Here is a 20,258-nt window from a genome sequence, read left to right as displayed (position 1 = left end):
TCGTACGACTAACGGACCTCGGTGATCTCCGGTCCGCGCTGGAGCTGGCCCATGCCGCCGGAGAAGCGGGAGCCCTCGTCCTGCTGCTGGACGCCCTCGGGGACCATCTGGGCGTCGTTCGGGAGCTTGAGGACGATCGGGTCGCGGGGCGCCATCGGGCCCTCGCCGCGGACCACGACCGTGTCCCTGAAGATCTGCTCCAGGAGCCCGGCCGCCTGCGGCTGCACCGCGCCCTGGCCCGAGATCACACCGCGCAGGAACCAGCGCGGGCCGTCCACACCCACGAACCGCACGACCTGGAAGCCGCCCGTGCCGTCCGGCAGCTGCACCGGAACCTGGGCGCGCAGCTCCCAGCCCAGCGGCCCCTCGACCTCGTCGACGATGCCGCCCTGCTGCGTGATGCCGGAGCCGATCTCCTCGCGCACCTCGCCCCAGATGCCCTCGCGCTTGGGAGCGGCGAAGGCCTGGAGCTGGATGGCGCTGTCGCGCAGCACGACGGTGGCCGCGACGATCGCGTCGCCCGCGACCTCGACCCGCAGCTCCATGCCGTCGACGCCCGGGACGAACAGACCGCCCAGGTCCACCCGGCCCTCCGCGGGGTCGCGGACCTCGGTGTCGTCCCAGGGTCCGTCGGGACGCGGCTCCGGCTCCAGCCGTACGCGCTCGCGCTCGCCCTCTACGTCGTCCGCCTCAGTGTCGACGCTGTCGACGACCTGCTCGGCCTCGCCGGCCGCGTCCTCGGCGGCACCCTTCTTCTTGCGACGTCCGAACACGTCACTGTCCTTCCCGGTCGGATACGACCGAAGCGTATCGATTCCCACCCGTTGTGCCGCCCACGGCGGCCTCAGCGTCTGTATCGCCCCCGTCGCCCACGGCGGCGTGACCGCCGGTGGACCCGAAGCCCCCCTCGGCCCGCGCCGAGTCGGGAAGCTCCGCGACCTCCTGGAAGCGGACCCTCTCGACCTGCTGGACGACGAGTTGGGCGATCCGGTCGAAACGCTCGAACCGCACCGGCTCGTGCGGGTCGAGATTCACCACGATCACCTTGATCTCCCCACGGTACCCGGCATCAACCGTCCCCGGGGCATTCACGAGAGCGACACCGCAGCGGGCGGCGAGACCGGATCGTGGGTGCACGAAGGCCGCGTACCCCTCCGGCAGCGCCACAGACACCCCCGTGGGCAGCACCGCCCGCTCCCCCGGCCGCAGTTCACGGCTCTCGGTGGTGCGCAGATCGGCCCCCGCGTCACCGGGGTGCGCGTACGACGGAAGCGGTACGTCGGGGTCGACGCGCCGGATCAGCACGTTCAGGGGGTCACGGCTCACGGGTTCACCTCGAAGGCACGGGCACGCCGGACCTGGTCCGGGTCGTCCATGGCGGCCCGGATCTCCTCCGGACGGCCGTTGTCGATGAAGTGGTCGACCTTGACCTCGATGAACAGGGCGTCCGCGCGGACGGCGACGGGCCCCTCGGGGCCGCCGATCCGGCCGGTCGCGGTCGAGTAGATCTTCCGCCCGGCCACCGCGGTCACCTCGGCCTCCAGGTACAGCACGGTGCCGACGGGCACCGGCCGCACGAAGTCGGTCTCCAGGCGTCCGGTCACGGCGATCGTGCGCAGCAGCCAGTTGAGCGAGCCCAGGGTCTCGTCGAGGGCGGTCGCGAGCACACCGCCGTGCGCCAGGCCGGGAGCGCCCTGATGGGCGGGGCGCACGGTGAACTCGGCGGTGACCGAGACCCCCTCGCCGGCCCGCGCCTCCAGGTGCAGCCCGTGGGACTGCTCGCCGCCGCAGCCGAAGCACTGGCCGTAGTGCGCGCCGAGCAGCTCGCCGGGCGCGGGGGCGTCCGGGTGGCGCACGGGTCGCGCCGAGTCGGCGGGCGGCTGGAGAGCCGGGGAAGTACCACTCACAGGCGCAGACCTTACCCGCGCGTCGGCCCCATCAGGACACCGTGCCAAGCTTGGATTCATGCAGCCCTCCGCCGTCCCGTACGACGAACGCCTCACCGCCCCCCGCTCCTGGTGGCTGATCTCCTTCCTGGTCGGGGTCGCCTTCGCGCTGATCCTGCTCCCCTTCGGGACGCTCCCGCTGCTCGGCGGCCTGGTCGGCGGCACCGCGGCGGCGGCGGTCGTCGCCAGCTCCTACGGCTCGATGCGCATCCGGATCGTGGGGGACTCGCTGATCGCGGGCGAGGCGAAGATCCCGGTGTCGGCGCTGGGTGAGGCGGAGATCCTGGACCCGGAGGAGGCCCGCGCCTGGCGGACCTACAAGGCCGACACCCGCGCCTTCCTGCTGCTGCGGGCCTACATCCCCAGGGCGCTGAAGGTGGAGGTCACGGACCCGGACGACCCGACGCCGTACCTGTACCTGTCGACGCGCGAGCCGGAGCGGCTGGCCGAGGCGCTGAAGCAGGCCCGCACGGCCGCCGCCTAGAACGTTCGTGCAGGGCTTCACCCGCCGTACGGACGGTGCGGCCCGCACTTCTCACGGAAGTCTTACTTCTCCAGTTCCAGCGGGTTCGCCGGGACCTCCAGGGCCGGCAGCGCGGGGAGTTCGTCCCAGGGCACCTGGACCTTGCGCAGGTCCTTGCGGATCCGTTCGGCGAGCCTTCTGGTGTCCTTGCGGTTCATGACCGCCCCGACGGCCGCGCCGACCAGGAACGGCATGAGGTTCGGCAGGTCGCGGATCATCCGCTTCATGATCTGCTGCCGCAGCTGCTGCTTCATCGGGCCGTTGAGCGCGCCGCTCACCGTCGACGGCTTCTTCACGTCGATCCCGCGCTCCCCCGACCAGGAGTTCAGATACGCGGTGCTGCGCTCCTTGAGGTTGCCGGGCGGCCGTACGCCGTAGACCTCGTGGAGTTCGGCGATCAGCTTCAGCTCGATCGCGGCCACGCCGGTGATCTCGGCGGCCAGTTCGGTGGGCATCGCCGGCGGCACGGGAAGCATCGCCGCGGCACCGACCCCCGCTCCGACCGTCGCCGTGGCGCTCGCGGCGCCCGCGACGAGTTTGTCCGCGAGCTGCTCGGGTCCCAGCCCGGGGAACTGGCGGCGGAGGGTCGCGAGGTCCCGTACGGGGATACGCGGGGCGTTCTCGATGATCCGGTCGGCGAGGTACGCCAGGCCCGCCCTGGCCCGGCTGCCGCCCTTGCGGACCCCTTCCCGGGCCCTGTCCCGGATCGCCGCCACCCGTCGCTTCGCGACGGGCGCGGGCGTCCTGGTCGAATCGGTGGGCACCGGAAGGTCAGTCCGGTCGGCCACCGGTTCGAGCGAGGCTCCCGGATCAGCAGAGCCCCGCTCGTCGTCACGCGCGCGGTGGGGGCCGTCGGACGGCCCCTGGTCCGCTCCCCGTCGGGGAGAGCGGCGCTTCCAGGGAGGGGTCGAGCCAGTCATGCCCGACCCGCCCTCAGTCGCAGTCGCGGCAGATCGGCTGGCCGTTCTTCTCCCGGGCCAGCTGGCTGCGGTGGTGCACCAGGAAGCAGCTCATGCAGGTGAACTCGTCCTGCTGCTTGGGCAGCACCCGGACGGCCAGCTCTTCGTTCGAGAGGTCCGCTCCGGGCAGTTCCAGGCCTTCGGCGGCCTCGAACTCGTCGACGTCCACTGCGGAGGTCGACTTGTCGTTCCTACGCGCCTTGAGCTCTTCAAGGCTGTCCGAGTCGACGTCGTCGTCGGTCTTGCGTGGGGTGTCGTAATCCGTTGCCATGTCGCTCTCCCCCTCTGGGTGTCTGCGGTGTCTCCAGCGCACGTAACGCGTGAGAGGCCGGACTTGTGCCCGACCCGAGGCGGAGATTTTGCCTCACATCAAGGTCTGTTACTCAATCGACACCCAACCGGACTCCTCTTGAGTGATCGGGTTGGATGGCGATCGGGACCGTACACGGTCCGAATCCCGCACTTCAAAGGCGTCTCACCGTGTACTTCCCGTGATCAGGACCCCTGAAAACCCGGATTTTCCCGGCTTTCCGACAGGGCACATGATCACGGAGAGTGGATGGCTGGAAATTCTCCCTTGTGATCGATCACACAGGGGGCAGTTCTCCAAGTGCCCAGAAAATTCCGCGCAAAGCGAACATCCCTGTGTATCGATCTCGGTGCGGGGGCCATGCTCTCAGACCGGAAGGGTGACTCGCATCACCAGCCCACCCCCTTCGCGCGGCTGAGCGGTGATGTGCCCGCCGTGCGCCCGTGCCACGGACCGCACGATGGACAGTCCGAGACCGACGCCCTTGTCGCTGCCGGTGCGGTCGGCGCCGCGCAGCCGCTTGAAGGGCTCGAAGAGATTGTCGACCTCGTAGGCCGGTACGACGGGGCCCGTGTTGGACACCGTGAACACCGCCTGACCGTGCTGGACGTCCGTGGTCACCTCGACCCAGCCGTCCTCGGGGACGTTGTAGCGCACGGCGTTCTGCACCAGGTTCAGGGCGATCCGCTCCAGCAGGACGCCGTTGCCCTGGACGACCACCGACTTCTGCTCGCCGCGGATCGCCACGCCCTTGGCCTCGGCCTCGGCGTGCACCTGGTCGACCGCCTGCCCCGCGACCTCGGCGAGGTCCACGGGCTTGCGCTCGACGATCTGGTTGTCGCTGCGGGCGAGCAGCAGCAGACCCTCCACGAGCTGTTCACTGCGCTCGTTGGTGGCCAGCAGGGTCTTGCCGAGCTGCTGGAGCTCCGGCGGGGCACCCGGATCGGACAGGTGGACCTCCAGGAGCGTGCGGTTGATCGCCAGCGGTGTGCGCAGTTCGTGCGAGGCGTTGCCGACGAAGCGCTGCTGGGCCGTGAAGGCCCGCTCCAGGCGCTCCAGCATGTCGTCGAAGGTGTCGGCCAGTTCCTTGAGCTCGTCGTCCGGGCCGTCCAGCTCGATACGGCGGGAGAGGTCCGAGCCGGCCACCGAGCGCGCGGTGCGCAGGATCCGGCCGAGCGGCGACAGGACCCGTCCCGCCATGGCGTAGCCGAAGGCGAAGGCGATGATCGCGAGCCCGAGCAGGGCCAGCAGGGAACGGCTGAGGAGGCTGTCGAGGGCGTGCTGGCGCTGGTCGTTGACGCACTTGTCCATCGCCTTGTTCATGACCTCGGACGGGACGTCCGAGGGCAGGTTGCAGATGTCGCTGGCGACGCGGCCTTCGGTGATCTTGAAGGGGAGCTCGCTGCCGACGTTCAGCGCCTGTGCGGCGATCAGGTAGATGATCGACAGCAGCAGGATGCCCGCGATCAGGAACATGCCGCCGTACAGCAGCGTGAGCCTTATGCGGATGGTCGGTCGCAGCCACGGCAGCGGCGGCGCCGGCCTCCTGGGGTCCCAGGTGGGCTTCGGGGGCGCCTGAGGGGGCGCGGGAGTCGATGCCACGGGTATCAGATCCGGTAGCCCGAGCCGGGGACGGTCACGATCACCGCGGGTTCACCCAGCTTGCGGCGCAGGGTCATCACGGTCACCCGCACGACGTTGGTGAAGGGGTCGGTGTTCTCGTCCCAGGCCTTCTCCAGGAGCTGCTCCGCGGAGACGACGGCACCCTCGGAGCGCATCAGCACCTCCAGGACGGCGAACTCCTTGGGGGCCAGCTGGACCTCCTTGCCGTCGCGGAAGACTTCGCGGCGGTTGGGGTCGAGCTTGATCCCGGCGCGCTCCAGGACCGGCGGCAGCGGCACGCTGGTGCGCCGGCCGAGGGCACGCACGCGTGCCGTCAGCTCGCTGAACGCGAACGGCTTGGGCAGGTAGTCGTCGGCGCCGATCTCCAGACCCTCGACGCGGTCGCTGACGTCGCCGGAGGCCGTGAGCATCAGCACGCGCGTGGGCATGCCGAGTTCGACGATCTTGCGGCAGACGTCGTCGCCGTGGACCAGGGGGAGGTCGCGGTCGAGGACGACCACGTCGTAGTCGTTGACGCCGATGCGTTCCAGGGCGGCCGCACCGTCGTACACGACGTCGACGGCCATGGCCTCCCGGCGCAGTCCGGTGGCCACCGCATCGGCGAGCAGTTGCTCGTCCTCGACGACGAGTACGCGCACGTCGCTTGTCCTTCCTGTGTCCACCCGCGTAGCGCGCTTCGGGCACGCGGCGGGCAGGGAGCCGGGTCAGTGTTGGCTCCATCCTGCCCTTTTCGGCCATAAGTCGGCTGTAAGGCGGGTGAGGGCCAACTGAAAGAGAGGTGTGAGAGCGGGAATGCGGGATTTTCTCCGACGGTTGAGGTTTCCGTCGAAGGGAGCGGGGGGAGGACGGCTTTACACCCCGCGATCACGCTCTGCATGTGCCGTACCACCATGCGGCACTGTGCGATCCGCTTCCGCAGAGCGGGCGTGGGTGTCCGGCACCGTCGCCGCCCGGCCAGGGCAGCGCTGGGCACCTGCAGGAGACGTGATCGCCCCTTCCGATCGGCACACCCCCGTGCCACCGACCCACGACCCAGGACGAGGGGGCGCAGCATGGACGCATTCACCGCAGGACTTCTGCAGCGCATAAGGGCGACCGAGACCGATCTGACGCGGGCTCGGGACGAGGGCGACGACTTCCTCGTCGAGGTGGAGCAGGGCGAGCTCGACGACCTGCGCCGCCTCGCCGCCGAACACGGTGTGGAGGTCAGCGCCTAGCGTCTGATCGCTTTGCGGCACGACAGCGGGCCCCCGGCGAATCCAGCGCCGGGGGCCCGCTGCGTCGGGGGACGGGCCTGTTCACCTCGTGTTCGTCCGGAGTCGGCCTGTCAGTCGTGCCAGGCGCCGAAGTCCTCCAGGAGCCGCTGGAGGGGCTCGAAGACGCCCGGGGTGCCGGCGACGGTGAGGGCGGGGTTCGGACCCTCTCCGGGGCGCCCACCGGTCAGGGCGCCCGCTTCCCGGGCGATGAGGTCGCCCGCTCCGTAGTCCCAGGCGTTCAGGCCCCGCTCGTAGTAGCCGTCGAGGCGGCCAGCGGCGAGGTCGCACAGGTCGACCGCGGCCGAGCCGCCGCGGCGGATGTCGCGGAGGATCGGGATGAGCTTCGCGGCCACCTCGGCCTGGTGCGTACGCACCTCGGTGACGTAGTTGAAGCCCGTCGACACCAGGGCCTGCTCCAGGGGCGGCGCCGGGCGGCACGCCAGCCTGCGCTCGCCCTCCCACGCGCCCGTGGCCCAGGCGCCCGCGCCGCGGACCGCGTGGTACGTCTCACCGCGCATCGGCGCCGCGACCACCCCGACGACGGTCTCGCCGTCCTGCTCGGCGGCGATGGAGACGGACCAAGTCGGCAGCCCGTAAAGGTAGTTGACCGTGCCGTCGAGGGGGTCGACGACCCAGCGGACGCCGCTGGTGCCCTCGGTGGAGGCGCCCTCCTCGCCGAGGAAGCCGTCGTCCGGGCGGTGCTCGGAGATCAGGTCCGTGATCAGCTTCTCCGCCGCGATGTCCATCTCGGTCACCACGTCGATGGGGCTGGACTTGGTCCTGGCGACCTCGAGGTCGGCCGGGCGGCCGTCGCGCAGCAGGGTGCCGGCGCGTCGGGCGGCCTCCTGGGCCAGCCGAAGCAGGTCCGCGTGCAGGGGGTCGGTCACGGGGCTCCTCACGCGTACGGGCTGTCGACGCCCGCGGCGGCGGGCTTGGGGGCGCGGGCCGGGCAGCAACCGACCGGGCAGACGTCGTGGGCAGCTCCGAGCGCACCGAGGGCGCAGGGCGTGACCCGCTGTCCGCGCTCGGCGGCGGCCCGCTCCAGGACCAGCTCCCGGACGGCGGCGGCGAAGCGGGGGTCGTCGCCGACGGTCGCCGAGCGGCGCATCGGCAGGCCGAGCTCCTCTGCCTTGGCCTTCGCCTCGGTGTCGAGGTCGTAGAGGACCTCCATGTGGTCGGAGACGAACCCGATGGGCGCGATCACCACCGCCGGGACGCCGGACTCGTGACGCTCCTCCAGGTGGTCGCAGATGTCGGGCTCCAGCCACGGGATGTGCGGGGCGCCCGAGCGCGACTGGTAGACGAGCTGCCAGGGGTGGTCGACGCCGGTGCGCTCACGGACCGCGTCCGCGATCAGCCGGGCGACCTCCAGGTGCTGCGCGACGTACGCACCGCCCTCGCCGTGGCCCTCGACCGGTCCTGAGGTGTCCGCGGACGCCGTCGGGATCGAGTGGGTCGAGAAGGCGATGTGGGCGCCGTCGCGGACGTCCTCGGGGAGCTCGGCGAGGGAGTCGATCACCCCGTCGATCATGGGCTCCAGGAAGCCGGGGTGGTTGAAGTAGTGCCGCAGCTTGTCGATCCTCGGCAGCTCCAGGCCCTCGGCCTCCAGCGCGGCCAGCGACTCGGCGAGGTTCTCGCGGTACTGGCGGCAGCCCGAGTAGGAGGCGTAGGCGCTGGTGGCGAGGACCAGGACGCGGCGGTGGCCGTCGGCGACCATCTCGCGCAGGGTGTCCGTGAGGTAGGGCGCCCAGTTGCGGTTGCCCCAGTAGATCGGCAGGCCCAGGCCATGGTCCGCGAAGTCCTTGCGCAGGGCGTCCAGCAGCGCGCGGTTCTGGTCGTTGATGGGGCTGACCCCGCCGAACAGGAAGTAGTGCTGCCCGACTTCCTTGAGTCGTTCCTTGGGGATGCCACGCCCTCGCGTCACGTTCTCCAGGAACGGGACCACGTCGTCCGGGCCCTCGGGGCCTCCGAACGAGAGCAGGAGCAGGGCGTCGTAGGGGGTGGCGTCGAGCGCGTCTCGCATGGGTCGATCCTGTCATCCGGTACTGACAGCCGGGAAACGGCGTGGTGAGCGACCGGGTTCCCGGCCGCCCGACCGGGTGCGCCGGGCCCCCGCACCCGTAAGCTGTATGAGGCGTAGTCGCGCCTTACCGCTCTACGAGCCGCTGCTCGCCGGCCGACCGGAGACCCTGTGCCCAGCCCTTACCGCGCCCTGTTCGCCGCCCCCGGCTCCAAGGGTTTCTCCGCCGCGGGCTTCGTCGGCCGGATGCCGCTGTCGATGATGGGCATCGGCGTGGTCACGATGATCTCCCAGCTCACCGACAGGTACGGCCTCGCGGGCTCGCTGTCGGCCACCATCGCGCTGGCCGCCGCGGCGATCGGCCCGCAGGTCTCCCGGCTGGTGGACCTGCACGGTCAGCGACGGGTGCTGCGTCCGGCGACCCTCGTCGCGCTGGTGGCGTCCGCCGGGATGCTGCTCGCGGCGCACTTGCGCTGGCCGGACTGGGTGCTGTTCGTGTGCGCCGTCGGCATCGGCTCGGTGCCCAGCCTCGGCGCGATGATCCGCGCGCGGTGGGCGGCCCTGTACCGGGACACCCCGCAGCTGCACACCGCGTACTCCTTCGAGTCGGTGATCGACGAGGTGTGCTTCATCTTCGGGCCGATCATCTCCATCGGGCTGTCCACGGCCTGGTTCCCGGAGGCGGGGCCGCTGCTCGCCGCCTGCTTCCTGGCGGTGGGTGTGTTCTGGCTGACCGCGCAGCGGGCCACCGAGCCGGCCCCGCACCCGCGCGGGCAGGACGGCGGTCGTACGGCGCTGCGCTCGCCGGGCCTCCAGGTCCTGGTGGCCACCTTCGTGGCGACCGGGGCGATCTTCGGAGCGGTGGACGTGGTCACCGTGGCCTTCGCCGACGAGCAGGGCCACAAGGGCGCCGCCAGCCTCGTACTCGCCCTCTACGCGGCGGGTTCCTGCGTGGCGGGCCTGGTGTTCGGGCTGCTGCACTTCGGGGGACGTCCCGAACCTCGCTGGCTGCTGGGCATATGCGCCATGGCCGTGAGTATGATCCCCCTCCTACTGGTCGGAAACTTGCCGTTTCTGGCCGTGGCGCTGTTCGTTGCGGGCCTGTCCATCGCTCCCACGATGATCACGACGATGTCCCTGATCGAGCAGCACGTACCACGCGCGCAACTGACCGAGGGGATGACCTGGATCAGTACCGGGCTCGCGGTCGGGGTCGCGCTCGGCTCCTCCGTGGCCGGCTGGGTGATCGACGCGGCCGGTGCACGTGCCGGGTACGGGGTTCCGGCGGTGTCCGGGGCCGTCGCGGTCGCGGTCGGTTTCCTGGGGTACCGCCGGCTCAAGAGGCCGGATCCACGTCGGGGAGGCAGCGTTGAGCACGGCAGCGAGCGCGAGGAACGGCACGTGGCGTAACTGGGGCGGCAATGTGTCCGCGCGTCCCGCGCGGGAGGTCACGCCCGCCTCGGTCGAGGAGCTGGCCGCTGCCGTGCGGAAGGCAGCCGAGGACGGTCTCCGGGTGAAGGCCGTCGGCACCGGTCACTCCTTCACGTCGATCGCCGCGACCGACGGTGTGTTGATCCGCCCTCAACTGTTGACGGGCATCCGCAACATTGACCGGGACGCCATGACCGTCACGGTGGAGGCCGGTACGCCGCTCAAGAGGCTCAACATGGCTCTCGCGCGCGAGGGTCTGTCGCTCACCAACATGGGCGACATCATGGAACAGACGGTCTCCGGAGCCACCAGTACCGGGACCCACGGCACGGGCCGCGAATCGGGCTCGATCGCCGCCCAGATCAGGGGCCTCGAGCTGGTCACGGCCGACGGCTCGGTGCTCTCCTGCTCCGAGAAGGAGAACCCGGAGGTCTTCGCGGCCGCCCGGATCGGTCTGGGCGCGCTCGGCGTCGTCACCGCGATCACCTTCGCCGTCGAGCCGATCTTCCTGCTCACGGCCCGCGAGGAGCCCATGAGCTTCGACAAGGTCACCAGCGCCTTCGACGAACTCTGGGCCGAGAACGAGCACTTCGAGTTCTACTGGTTCCCGCACACCGGCAGCACCAACACCAAGCGCAACAACCGCAGCGCGGGCCCGGAGAAGCCGGTGCCGCAGCTCCAGGGCTGGTTCGAGGACGAGTTCCTCTCCAACGGCGTCTTCCAGGTGGCCCAGTGGGTCGGCCGCGCCGCGCCGGGCACGATCCCCTCGATCGCGCGGATCTCCAGCAAGGCGCTGTCCGCGCGGACGTACACTGACATCCCGTACAAGGTCTTCACATCGCCGCGCCGGGTGCGGTTCGTGGAGATGGAGTACGCCGTCCCGCGCGAGGCCGTGGTCGAGACGCTGCGCGAACTGAAGGCGGCGGTCGAGCGTTCCGGGCTGCGGGTCAGCTTCCCCGTGGAGGTGCGCACCGCGCCCGCCGACGACATCACGTTGTCCACCGCCTCGGGCCGCGACAGTGCGTACATCGCCGTCCACATGGTCAAGGGGACGCCGTATCAGGCGTACTTCACGGCCGCGGAGCGGATCTTCACGGCGCACGAGGGGCGCCCGCACTGGGGCAAGGTGCACACGCGCGACGCCGAGTACTTCGACGCCGTCTATCCGCGCTTCGGCGAGTTCACCGCGCTCCGGGACCGCCTCGATCCCGACCGGCGGTTCCAGAACGACTACTTGCGCAGGGTGTTGGGCGCATGATCGCGCGGTCGCCGGACGTACGCACGAAGCCGGTAGTTCCGTTTCGGGTGATTCCGTGAACTACGCCACGTCCAAGATCGCGGAAACCGCTCAACGAACGGCCGGGCGGCGTTTCTTGAACGAAGTTGAGTGGCGCGCCAATCCACGCACGTGGCCCAAATGGAGTACTGTTGCGAGCCCTGGGTTCCGGTCTCCCGCCAGGGCGTCCGTGGCCTTCAAGGGCGGCCGGGAGGGGGCTAGTTGCACAGGGTGACGGAGTTGGTCACTTAGCGTTGCGAATAGGTAACCGTGCCATAACGGCGATCCAGGGCCCATGCCCGACACGCCGGGCAACTCGGCAAGGTTGTGGCAGGCTGCACCCGGGCAGGCCACACTCGACTAGCGGAAGCAGCGACGCACGTGACGTCGGCAGGCACCACCCGGGAGGTCCCCATGCCCGAACTGCGTGTCGTGGCCGTCTCCAATGACGGCACACGGCTGGTGCTGAAGGCTGCCGACTCAACGGAGTACACGCTTCCGATCGACGAGCGGCTGCGCGCGGCGGTGCGCGGCGACCGTCCCCGCCTCGGTCAGATCGAGATCGAGGTCGAAAGCCATCTCCGTCCCCGCGACATCCAGGCGCGTATACGCGCGGGTGCCACCGCGGAAGAGGTAGCCCAGCTCGCAGGCATCCCCGTAGACCGTGTACGGCGCTTCGAGGGCCCCGTGCTCGCCGAGCGCGCCTTCATGGCCGAACGGGCCCGCAAGACCCCGGTGCGCCGGCCCGGCGAGAACGCCGGACCGCAGCTCGGCGAGGCCGTGCAGGAGCGGCTGTTGCTGCGCGGCGCCGAGAAGGACACCGTCCAGTGGGACTCGTGGCGTCGTGACGACGGCACCTGGGAAGTCCTGCTGGTCTACTGCGTCGCGGGCGAACCGCACTCGGCGAGCTGGACCTACGACCCGCCCCGGCGGCTCGTCCAGGCCGTCGACGAGGAGGCACGGTCGCTGATCGGCGAGTCCGAGGACCTCGGCGCGCCGGAGCCCAGCTTCCCGTTCGTGCCGCGTATCGCCAGGCTGCCGCGCGACCGTCCGCTGGACCGCGCCCTCGACCGGCCGAGCCTGCCCCCGGGCGAGCCCGCCGAGGAGACCGCCGGTGAACGGGACTCGCTGACCAGCCTGTTGGAGGCGGTGCCGAGCTTCCGAGGCGACATGGTCGTACCGGAGCGGCCGTCCGAGACGGCGACCGTCGAGGAACCTGCCGCCCTCGAGGAGGAGCCCGAGGTGGAGGAGCCGCCGGCTCCCGCGGCCTCGGCCGGTTCCGCCTACGCGGACGTCCTCATGCCGCGTTCGGTGGCCAGCCACCGCGACCGCCTCATCGGCGCGACCGACCGCCAGGCCGAGGCCGACGGCGTCCGCCCGGGCCGCAGAGCGGCGGTCCCGAGCTGGGACGAGATCGTGTTCGGCACCCGGCGCAAGAAGCAGGAGTAGGCAGTCGGTTCTACGGCTGTGAGGGCCCGCCTCGGGCAGAGGCGGGCCCTTCCGCTGTCCGCCTACTGGGGATCCGGGCCCACCGCGACCGGTCGCTCCGGGTCCGAGGACCACTCCGACCAGGAACCGACGTACAGCGCGGCCGGGATGCCCGCGACCGCCAGGGCCAGGACCTCGTGGGCGCCGGAGACGCCGGAGCCGCAGTAGACGCCGACCTCGGTGTCCTCGGTGGCGCCGAGGGCCTTGAAGCGGGCGTTGAGTTCCTCCGCGGGCAGGAAGCGGCCGTCCGGGCCGACATTGTCCGTGGTGGGCGCGGAGCGGGCGCCCGGGATGTGGCCGCCGACGCGGTCGATCGGCTCCACCTCGCCGCGGTACCGCTCCCCCGCGCGCGCGTCCAGCAGGACACCGGCGCGGGCCAGCGCCGCCGCCGCGTCGGCGTCGAGCAGACCGGCCGCCGCGGGCACCGGCTGGAAGTCGCCCTCGGCGAGGGCGGGACCCGGCACCGAGGATTGCAGCGAGCCCTGCCAGGACGGCAACCCGCCGTCGAGGACTCGCACGTCCGGGTGACCCGTCCAGCGCAGCAGCCACCACGCGCGGGCGGCCGCCCAGCCCTGTCCGCCGTCGTACACGACCACCGGCCTGTTCGAGGAGACACCCGCCCGGCGCATGGCGGCGCCGAACTCAGCGAGGTCGGGCAGCGGGTGCCGCCCACCGGTGCCGGCCGGTCCGGCCAACTCCCGGTCCAGGTCGACGTAGACCGCGCCCGGGAGGTGCCCGGCCGCGTACTCGGCCCGGCCGTCGAAGGGCGGCTCACCGGCCGCCTTGGCCACGCTCAACTGCCAGCGGACGTCGAGCAGGACGGGCGGGTTCGGGCCCGCCAGGTCGCTCGCGAGTTCGGGTGCGGAGATGATGGCGTTCATGGCCACCATCCTCGCGCACGGGGTGGCCGCGTCGTCCAGGTCCGGCTACTCTGCTCCGCCGGACAGGCCCGGTCACGAGGCGTACGGGAACGGGCACATGCGGTACAGCCGATCGACATCCGTCGACCCTCGCGCGGCAACGGTCAGCCAGCCGCGCGAAGGGCACCGTCCCGACACGGGAGGCCTCGCGGCGCGCCCGGAGCGCGCGGGGCCGCGGGTGGTGCGAGCATCGGCACGGAGGTCCGGACAGCGGACACGACGCGGCCACCGCGAGGGGCCGAGGAGAGAGTGACCATGACCGAGGCAAGGGGGTCGGCCGCCCCGCCCGCTCGGCACACGCCCGGTACACCCTGCTGGGTGAGTCTGATGGTGCACGGCATGGCCGCGACCCAGGAGTTCTACGGATCGCTGTTCGGCTGGGAGTTCGTGCCGGGACCGCAGCCCCTCGGGCCCTATGTCCGGGCCCTGCTGGACGGCCGGGACGTCGCCGGGATCGGCCAACTGCCGCCCGACCGCCAGCTGCCGATCGCCTGGACGCCCTACCTCGCCTCCGACGACGTCGACCTGACGGCCGAGTCGGTACGGCTGTGCGGCGGCACGGTGGGCGTGGGCCCGCTGGACGCCGGGGACGCCGGACGCCTGGTGATCGGCTCCGACCCGTCCGGTGCCGTCTTCGGCGTGTGGCAGGCGGCGGCCCACCTCGGCACCTCCGTCGCCGGGGTGCCGGGCACCCCCGCCTGGCACGAGCTGCTCACCTTCGAGACGGTGAGCGTCACGAAGTTCTACGAGACGGTGTTCGGCTGCGAGGGGGAGCCGGTGGTCTCCGCCGACTTCGACTACGTCACCCTCCACAGCGGCGGTCGCCCCGTCGCCGGCCTCCACGGCGTCGGCCACGCCCTCCCCCGCGACCGGGGACCGCACTGGATGACGTACTTCGAGGTGGCCGACGCGACCGCGGCGACCCGCCTCCTCGTGGAGCTGGGCGGCCATGTGCTGCGCCCGCCGCACGACAGCCCGCACGGCCGGGTGGCCACGGTGGCGGATCCGGAGGGGGCGCGTTTCTCGTTGATCGAGAACCCGCGCTGATCGGGCTTCCGACCCGAGGACCAACGGCCTCGGGTCAGAAGTCCGCCCCGGCCTGCGGGACCGGCAGGACGTCCGGGGAGAGCGCGGCCGCGCGTGCCGTGCCCGCGGTCATACGGCGCCGGTGGTGCCGGCGGCACAGGACCTCGTAGCCGATGTCGTCGGCCTGGTTGACGTCGCCGACGACCACCTGGGCACCCTCGACGACCATCTCGCCGTTGACCGTACGGGCGTTGTGCGTGGCCCGGGCTCCGCACCAGCACAGGGCCTCGACCTGGAGGACCTCGACCCGGTCGGCCAGTTCCACCAGGCGCTGGGAGCCGGGGAACAGCTTGGAGCGGAAGTCGGTGGTGATGCCGAAGGCGTAGACGTCGAGGTCCAGGTCGTCGACGACCCGGGCGAGTTGGTCGATCTGCTCCGGCACCAGGAACTGCGCCTCGTCCGCGATCACGTAGTCCGCGCGGCCGCCGCGGGAGAGGTGGTCGACGAGGTAGGCGTACAGGTCCTGGCCGTCCTCGACCTCGACCGCGTCCGTGACCAGACCGAGCCGCGAGGACAGCTTGCCTTCGCCGGCCCGGTCGTCCCGGGTGAAGATCATGCCCGTCAGGCCACGCGCCGAACGGTTGTGCTCGATCTGGAGAGCCAGCGTGGACTTCCCGCAGTCCATGGTTCCGGAGAAGAACACCAGCTCGGGCATGGGAGGTCGAGCACCTTTCGGTTCTGTGCGGGGCGGGGCGGCCGGGTCGGCCTCAGGAGCGTACTTCGAGCAGCGGGACCAGTTGCTCGGCGGGGGTCATCGAACCGTGGTTGCCGACCATCGCCGATTCCTTCGGCTCCCGCTCGGAGGCGATGAGCAGGACATCGTCGCGGGCGGCGGCGACCACGTCGCCGATGCGGTCGTAGACCCGCTCGTCGAAGTGGTCCGGCGGCCCGAACCAGCCCGCCGCGATGGCCTCGTCCCGGGAGGCGACCCAGAACTGCTCGCCGAGGACCTCGCGCCAGCAGGTCAGCACGTCGCCCTCGGCACCGGGCACCGCGTAGACGTGGCGGGCCCGGCCCTCGCCGCCCAACAGGGCGACCCCGGCGCGCAGTTCCCAGTCCTCGTCGAAGTCGATGCGGTGCTGCTCGTCGAAGGGGATGTCGACCATGCCGTGGTCGGCCGTGACGTACAGCGCGCTGTGGGGCGGCAGTTGCTCGGCGAGCCGCTGGACCAGCCGGTCGACGTACATGAGCTGGCCGCGCCAGGTGTCGGAGTCGACGCCGAAGCGGTGGCCCGCGCCGTCGACCTCGGAGTAGTACGTGTAGACCAACGAGCGGTCGCCGGCGGCGAGTTCAGCGGCCGCGAGGTCCATGCGCTCCTCGCCGGACAGCCGTCCGTGGAACGTGCCGCCGCTGAGCGCGACCTTGGTCAGCGGGGTGTTCTGAAAGGTGGGCGAGGAGACCTGGGCCGCGTGCACCCCGGCCTGGTCGGCGAGTTGGAAGACGGTGGGGTACGGCTGCCATACCTGCGGCTTGGTCCACGGCTGCCAGCGGAGCTGGTTCATCAGCTCGCCGGTGGCCGGGTTGCGCACGGTGTAGCCCGGCAGGCCGTGGGCGCCGGGCGGCCGGCCGGTGCCGACCGAGGCGAGGGAGGTCGCGGTGGTCGCCGGGTAGCCGCTGGTCAGCGGACGGCCGGTGCCGCCGCGCGAGCTGGCCAGCAGGGACGTCATGAAGGGCGCCTCGTCCGGGTGCGCCTTGAGCTGCTCCCAGCCGAGGCCGTCGATCAGGAACACGCAGTTCCGGTCGGCCGGGGTGAGTTCGCGGATCGCGGCGGTCGTGCCCGGTACGGCCATGCCGGCGGCCAGGGTCGGCAGCAGGTCGGCGAGGGAGCCGGTGCCGTACTCGGGGACGGGCGCGGTGTCGAGGGCGAGGGGTTCCGGGTGGTCCCAGGCGGCGGGCTGCACCATCAGCCCGTGACGTCCGCGGTCGCCTCGGAGATGGCCTGGGCGAAGACGAGCGTCTGGCGCACGGTGTCCGGGCCGTCCCCCGCCTCGCTGACGCGCAGGCTGAGGTCGTCCGCCGTGGAGTTGCCGGTGTAGCCGTGGTCCGCCTCGCAGTTGGGGTCGCCGCAGGCGGCGGGCTCCAGGTCGATGCGGGAGACCGCGCCCCAGCCGATCGTCAGCACGACCTCGCGGGGCAGGGTGCCCGGCTGGTACTGCTCCGGGTTCGCGACGACCCGGCTGACCACGACCGACGAGATCCGGCCGAGCTTCACGGACTCCGTGGAGGTGGTGGCGTACGGCGTCGGGGACGTGCTGTCCGCGGCCTGCTCGTCGGTGTGGCTCACGATGAAGCGGTTGCCGGTGAGGACGAGCACGGTCACGTGCCGCCGCACCTCGTTCTGGTCGAACGTCGTCTCCTGGTGGACCAGGTACGACCGGATGGGCTCGCCGCCCACGGCGGCCTCCACCGCCTCGGCCACGAGGGCCGGGTAGTAGCCGCTGCGCTCGATCGCCGCACGCAGCCCCTGGGTCGTCGTACTGGTCTTGGCCATGACGTCCATCCTACGGTGGCGCGCTGACTGCGAGGCACCGCTCGCCGCCGCTCAGTACGCGGGAAGCGTCCGCGGGCCGAGGTCGTCGCGGGCGGGCGGCGGCGCGAGCCGCACGGAGGCGCCGAGGACGCTCAGGCCGCGCGGGGCGACGACGACCGGCTCCAGGGTGACCGCGACGACCTCGGGGTGGTCGTCGACCAGCCGGGACACCCGCAGCAGGAGTTCCTCCAGCGCGGGTGTGTCGACCGGGGTGGAGCCGCGCCAGCCGAAGAGGAGCGGCGCGGTCCGGATCGAGCGGATCAGGCTCGTCGCCTCCCGGTCGGTGACCGGGATCAGCCGGTGCGCGGTGTCGTCGAGCAACTGCGAGGCGGCTCCGGCCAGCCCGAAGGACAGCACGGCGCCCGCTGCGGGGTCGATGACGGCCCGGATCACCGTGTCCACCCCGCGCGGTGCCATCCCCTGCACCACGGGCCGCAGCTCGTCGGGGGTGCCGAACAGCTCGGTCAGCTCGGCGTACGCCCGCCGCAACTGCTCCTCGTCCGCGAGGTCGAGGCGTACGCCGCCGAGGTCGGCGCGGTGGCGCAGGTGCGGGGCGGTGGCCTTGAGGGCGACCGGGTAGCCGAGGGTGGAGGCTGCCTGGACCGCGGCGTCGGCGGTGGCGGCGGGCAGGGCGCGGTGGACCTGGATGCCGTACGTGGCGAGCAGCTCGCAGGTCTCCTCGGTGCCCAGGGTGAGGCCCTGCCCGCGCGTGAGCAGGCCGTCGATCAGGGCGGCGGCGCCCTTCTCGTCGATGTTCTCGTACTCGGGCACCTTGCCTGGCTCGGCGGCCTCCCGGCGCCACTGGGCGTACTGCACGACATCGGCCAGCGCCCGCACCGCGCGCTCGGCGGCCGGGTAGGCGGGGATCAGGCGGTCGCCGGTGCCGGGGGCGGATGGTTCCGCCGGGGCCGGTGTGGCGCGCAGCCGGTCGAGTGCGCGGAACGGGTGGTCGGCACGGATCTTCGGCGGGCCGGCGGTGGCCTGGGGCGCGGTGCTGGCCGCCGCCGACAGGGCCTCCGCGAGGCCGCCCAGCTCGACATGGACCACCAGGACCGGCTTGCCGGGGACCTGTTCCGCCGCGGACCTGAGCGCCTCGGCGAGGGCGGCGTCGCCGGCTGATCCCTCGCCGACCGCGGGGATGGCCGTCACGATCACCGCGTCGTAGGAGTCGTCGGCCAACGCGCGCGCGAGGGCCGCGTGGAAGTCCTCCGGTGCGGCGGCCGTCGTCAGGTCCAGCGGGGTCGACGGCTTGAGTCCCTCGGCCACGCAGGCGTCGTAGGTGAGCAGGCCGAGCGACTCGGAGTTGCCGAGGATCGCCACCCTGGGTCCGGTGGGCAGCGGCTGGCGGGCCAGCAGGAGGCCGGTGTCGACGAGTTCGGTGATGGTGTCGACGCGGATCACGCCGGCCTGCCGGAGCAGCGCCGACACCGTGGCGTGCGGCAGGCGCGTGGCGCGGACGGCGTGGCCCTGCGGGGCGGTGCCCGAGCCCTGCACGACGACCAGGGGCTTGGCCGCCGCCGTACGCCGGGCGAGGCGGGTGAACTTGCGGGGGTTGCCGATGGACTCCAGGTACATGAGGACGACGTCGGTGTCCGGGTCGTCGTACCAGTACTGGAGGACGTCGTTGCCGGAGACGTCGGCGCGGTTGCCGGAGGAGACGAAGGTGGAGACGCCGGTCACGCCGGTGACGCCGCCGCCGCGCCGGTGCAGCCGGGAGAGCAGGGCGATGCCGATGGCGCCGGACTGGGCGAACAGGCCGATCCGGCCGGGGCGGGGGGTCTCGGGGGCCAGTGAGGCGTTGAGCCGGACGTCCGGGTTGGTGTTGATGATGCCGAAGGCGTTCGGGCCGATGATGCGCATGCCGTACGCGCGTGCGTGCCGTACGAGTTCGCGTTGGCGCTCGCGTCCTTCGGGGCCGCTCTCGGCGTACCCGGCGGACAGCACGACGAGCCCCTGTACGCCGTGGGCCCCGCACTCGGCGACGACCTCGGGGACCTGCTCGGCCGGCACGGCGACGACCGCGAGGTCGACGGGGCCGTCGATGTCCCGCACCGAGCGGTGCGCGGGGATGCCGTCGAGTTCCTTCCGCTCCTCGGGGAACGCCTTGTTCACGGCGTACAGGCGGCCGTTGAAGCCGTAGTCCCGGATGTTGCCGAGTACGCCGCGGCCGACACCGCCGGGGGTGCGTCCGACGCCCACGACGGCGACGGAGCCGGGGGTGAGCAGCCGCTGCACGGACCGCGACTCGGCGCGCTGCTCGCGCGCGTACTGCACGGCGAGCGAGCGGTCGGTGGGCTCCAGGTCGAACTCCAGGCGTACGACGCCGTCCTCGAAGCTGCGCTTCTGGGTGTAGCCGGCGTCGGTGAACACCTTGATCATCTTGACGTTGGCGGGCAGCACCTCGGCGGCGAAGCGCCGGATGCCGCGCTCGCGGGCGACGGCCCCGATGTGTTCGAGGAGGGCGGAGGCCACACCGCGCCCCTGGTGGGCGTCCTGCACGAGGAAGGCGACCTCGGCCTCGTCGGCGGGGGCGGAGGCGGGCATCCCGTCGGCACCGATGCGGTCGTAGCGTACGGTGGCGATGAACTCGCCGCCGATGGTGGCGGCGAGTCCCACCCGGTCCACAAAGTCGTGGTGCGTGAAGCGGTGGACGTCCTTGGCGGACAGGCGTGGGTAGGGCGCGAAGAAGCGGTAGTACTTCGACTCGTCCGAGACCTGCTCGTAGAAGCTGACCAGGCGATCGGCGTCGTCGACGGTGATGGGCCTGATGCGCGCGGTGCCGCCGTCGCGCAGCACTACGTCGGCCTCCCAGTGGGCGGGGTACTCGTGCCGGTCCGACGCGCTCTGCATGGGCCCCAGAGTACGGCTCGCGTACGACAACGGCGCGAGG

Annotated in this window: 20 protein-coding genes; 6 read left to right on the top strand and 14 right to left on the bottom strand. The window is 71.8% G+C overall.

The annotated features are described in order from the left end of the window. Positions 1–8 precede the first annotated feature (8 nt). From ABZ098_RS30090 to ABZ098_RS30080, 3 genes are read right to left on the bottom strand one after another with little or no spacing between them, the layout of a single operon-like run. Positions 9–773: a DUF3710 domain-containing protein gene (locus ABZ098_RS30090; protein WP_356596445.1), complete on the bottom strand. Its 765-nt coding sequence runs from the start codon at positions 771–773 to the stop codon at positions 9–11. A gap of 1 nt (position 774) precedes the next feature. After that, the gene (dut, locus tag ABZ098_RS30085; RefSeq protein WP_356596443.1) at positions 775–1,326 is read right to left on the bottom strand and encodes a dUTP diphosphatase; all 552 of its coding nucleotides are present in this window, start codon (positions 1,324–1,326) and stop codon (positions 775–777) included. Next, on the bottom strand, positions 1,323–1,907 hold the full coding sequence (locus ABZ098_RS30080; RefSeq protein WP_356596441.1) for a PaaI family thioesterase: 585 nt from the start codon (positions 1,905–1,907) through the stop codon (positions 1,323–1,325). Before ABZ098_RS30080 ends, dut begins: the two co-directional genes overlap by 4 nt. Positions 1,908–1,965: 58 nt before the next feature. On the opposite strand from ABZ098_RS30080, the gene ABZ098_RS30075 reads away from it, so the two are divergent. Continuing rightward, a complete protein-coding gene (locus ABZ098_RS30075) occupies positions 1,966–2,430 on the top strand; it encodes a DUF3093 domain-containing protein (protein ID WP_356596439.1) in 465 nt (154 codons plus the stop codon). A gap of 62 nt (positions 2,431–2,492) precedes the next feature. Here the strand turns inward: ABZ098_RS30075 and ABZ098_RS30070 are convergent, their stop codons facing one another. The 4 genes from ABZ098_RS30070 to ABZ098_RS30055 all read right to left on the bottom strand — a co-directional run bounded on the left by ABZ098_RS30070 (position 2,493) and on the right by ABZ098_RS30055 (position 5,999). Continuing rightward, positions 2,493–3,389, bottom strand: a complete 897-nt coding sequence (locus ABZ098_RS30070) for a hypothetical protein (protein ID WP_356596437.1) — start codon at positions 3,387–3,389, stop codon at positions 2,493–2,495. Between the two features lie 13 nt (positions 3,390–3,402). Next, positions 3,403–3,699: a DUF4193 domain-containing protein gene (locus ABZ098_RS30065; protein ID WP_005481602.1), complete on the bottom strand. Its 297-nt coding sequence runs from the start codon at positions 3,697–3,699 to the stop codon at positions 3,403–3,405. 405 nt (positions 3,700–4,104) lie between these two features. Continuing rightward, entirely contained in the window at positions 4,105–5,340 is a 1,236-nt protein-coding gene (locus ABZ098_RS30060; RefSeq protein ID WP_356596435.1) for a HAMP domain-containing sensor histidine kinase, read from the bottom strand. 5 nt (positions 5,341–5,345) lie between these two features. After that, the gene (locus ABZ098_RS30055) at positions 5,346–5,999 is read right to left on the bottom strand and encodes a response regulator transcription factor (protein WP_030605557.1); all 654 of its coding nucleotides are present in this window, start codon (positions 5,997–5,999) and stop codon (positions 5,346–5,348) included. A 414-nt stretch (positions 6,000–6,413) separates the two neighbouring features. Here ABZ098_RS30055 and ABZ098_RS30050 point away from each other — a divergent pair, with 414 nt between their 5' ends. Then, positions 6,414–6,578, top strand: coding sequence for a hypothetical protein (locus ABZ098_RS30050; protein WP_164784887.1), 165 nt, complete (start codon positions 6,414–6,416; stop codon positions 6,576–6,578). A 110-nt stretch (positions 6,579–6,688) separates the two neighbouring features. On the opposite strand, the gene ABZ098_RS30045 is transcribed toward ABZ098_RS30050, so the two are convergent. Continuing rightward, complete coding sequence (locus ABZ098_RS30045; RefSeq protein ID WP_356596433.1) at positions 6,689–7,504, bottom strand: inositol monophosphatase family protein; 816 nt, start codon at positions 7,502–7,504, stop codon at positions 6,689–6,691. Positions 7,505–7,512: 8 nt separating this feature from the next. Further along, positions 7,513–8,640 carry a ferrochelatase gene (locus tag ABZ098_RS30040; RefSeq protein WP_356596431.1) on the bottom strand — a complete coding sequence of 376 codons (1,128 nt, stop codon included), beginning with the start codon at positions 8,638–8,640 and terminating at the stop codon, positions 7,513–7,515. A gap of 168 nt (positions 8,641–8,808) precedes the next feature. On the opposite strand from ABZ098_RS30040, the gene ABZ098_RS30035 reads away from it, so the two are divergent. The 3 genes from ABZ098_RS30035 to sepH all read left to right on the top strand — a co-directional run bounded on the left by ABZ098_RS30035 (position 8,809) and on the right by sepH (position 12,793). Beyond that, positions 8,809–10,047 (top strand): MFS transporter, encoded by a 1,239-nt coding sequence (locus ABZ098_RS30035; RefSeq protein WP_356596429.1) that lies wholly within the window; start codon positions 8,809–8,811, stop codon positions 10,045–10,047. Further along, positions 10,007–11,326 carry a D-arabinono-1,4-lactone oxidase gene (locus tag ABZ098_RS30030; RefSeq protein WP_356596427.1) on the top strand — a complete coding sequence of 440 codons (1,320 nt, stop codon included), beginning with the start codon at positions 10,007–10,009 and terminating at the stop codon, positions 11,324–11,326. Before ABZ098_RS30035 ends, ABZ098_RS30030 begins: the two co-directional genes overlap by 41 nt. Before the next feature lie 432 nt (positions 11,327–11,758). Further along, positions 11,759–12,793, top strand: coding sequence for a septation protein SepH (gene sepH, locus ABZ098_RS30025; protein ID WP_356596425.1), 1,035 nt, complete (start codon positions 11,759–11,761; stop codon positions 12,791–12,793). A gap of 62 nt (positions 12,794–12,855) precedes the next feature. On the opposite strand, the gene ABZ098_RS30020 is transcribed toward sepH, so the two are convergent. Continuing rightward, the gene (locus tag ABZ098_RS30020) at positions 12,856–13,713 is read right to left on the bottom strand and encodes a sulfurtransferase (protein WP_356596423.1); all 858 of its coding nucleotides are present in this window, start codon (positions 13,711–13,713) and stop codon (positions 12,856–12,858) included. Positions 13,714–14,007: 294 nt separating this feature from the next. On the opposite strand from ABZ098_RS30020, the gene ABZ098_RS30015 reads away from it, so the two are divergent. After that, on the top strand, positions 14,008–14,799 hold the full coding sequence (locus tag ABZ098_RS30015; protein ID WP_356596421.1) for a VOC family protein: 792 nt from the start codon (positions 14,008–14,010) through the stop codon (positions 14,797–14,799). Between the two features lie 34 nt (positions 14,800–14,833). Here ABZ098_RS30015 and ABZ098_RS30010 read toward each other — a convergent pair whose 3' ends face one another. The 4 genes from ABZ098_RS30010 to ABZ098_RS29995 are packed head-to-tail and all read right to left on the bottom strand — an operon-like array spanning position 14,834 to position 20,218. Next, complete coding sequence (locus ABZ098_RS30010) at positions 14,834–15,493, bottom strand: thymidine kinase (RefSeq protein WP_356596419.1); 660 nt, start codon at positions 15,491–15,493, stop codon at positions 14,834–14,836. A 52-nt stretch (positions 15,494–15,545) separates the two neighbouring features. Further along, complete coding sequence (locus tag ABZ098_RS30005) at positions 15,546–16,742, bottom strand: nucleotide pyrophosphatase/phosphodiesterase family protein (RefSeq protein ID WP_356596417.1); 1,197 nt, start codon at positions 16,740–16,742, stop codon at positions 15,546–15,548. Beyond that, the gene (locus tag ABZ098_RS30000; RefSeq protein WP_356596415.1) at positions 16,742–17,338 is read right to left on the bottom strand and encodes a DUF5998 family protein; all 597 of its coding nucleotides are present in this window, start codon (positions 17,336–17,338) and stop codon (positions 16,742–16,744) included. Before ABZ098_RS30000 ends, ABZ098_RS30005 begins: the two co-directional genes overlap by 1 nt. A gap of 42 nt (positions 17,339–17,380) precedes the next feature. Next, positions 17,381–20,218, bottom strand: a complete 2,838-nt coding sequence (locus ABZ098_RS29995) for a GNAT family N-acetyltransferase (RefSeq protein WP_356596413.1) — start codon at positions 20,216–20,218, stop codon at positions 17,381–17,383. Positions 20,219–20,258: the final 40 nt, after the last annotated feature.

It is taken from the genome of Streptomyces sp. NPDC006335, assembly GCF_040612795.1.
Classification (GTDB): domain Bacteria; phylum Actinomycetota; class Actinomycetes; order Streptomycetales; family Streptomycetaceae; genus Streptomyces.
This window is presented reverse-complemented; position numbering and strand designations above follow the sequence as displayed.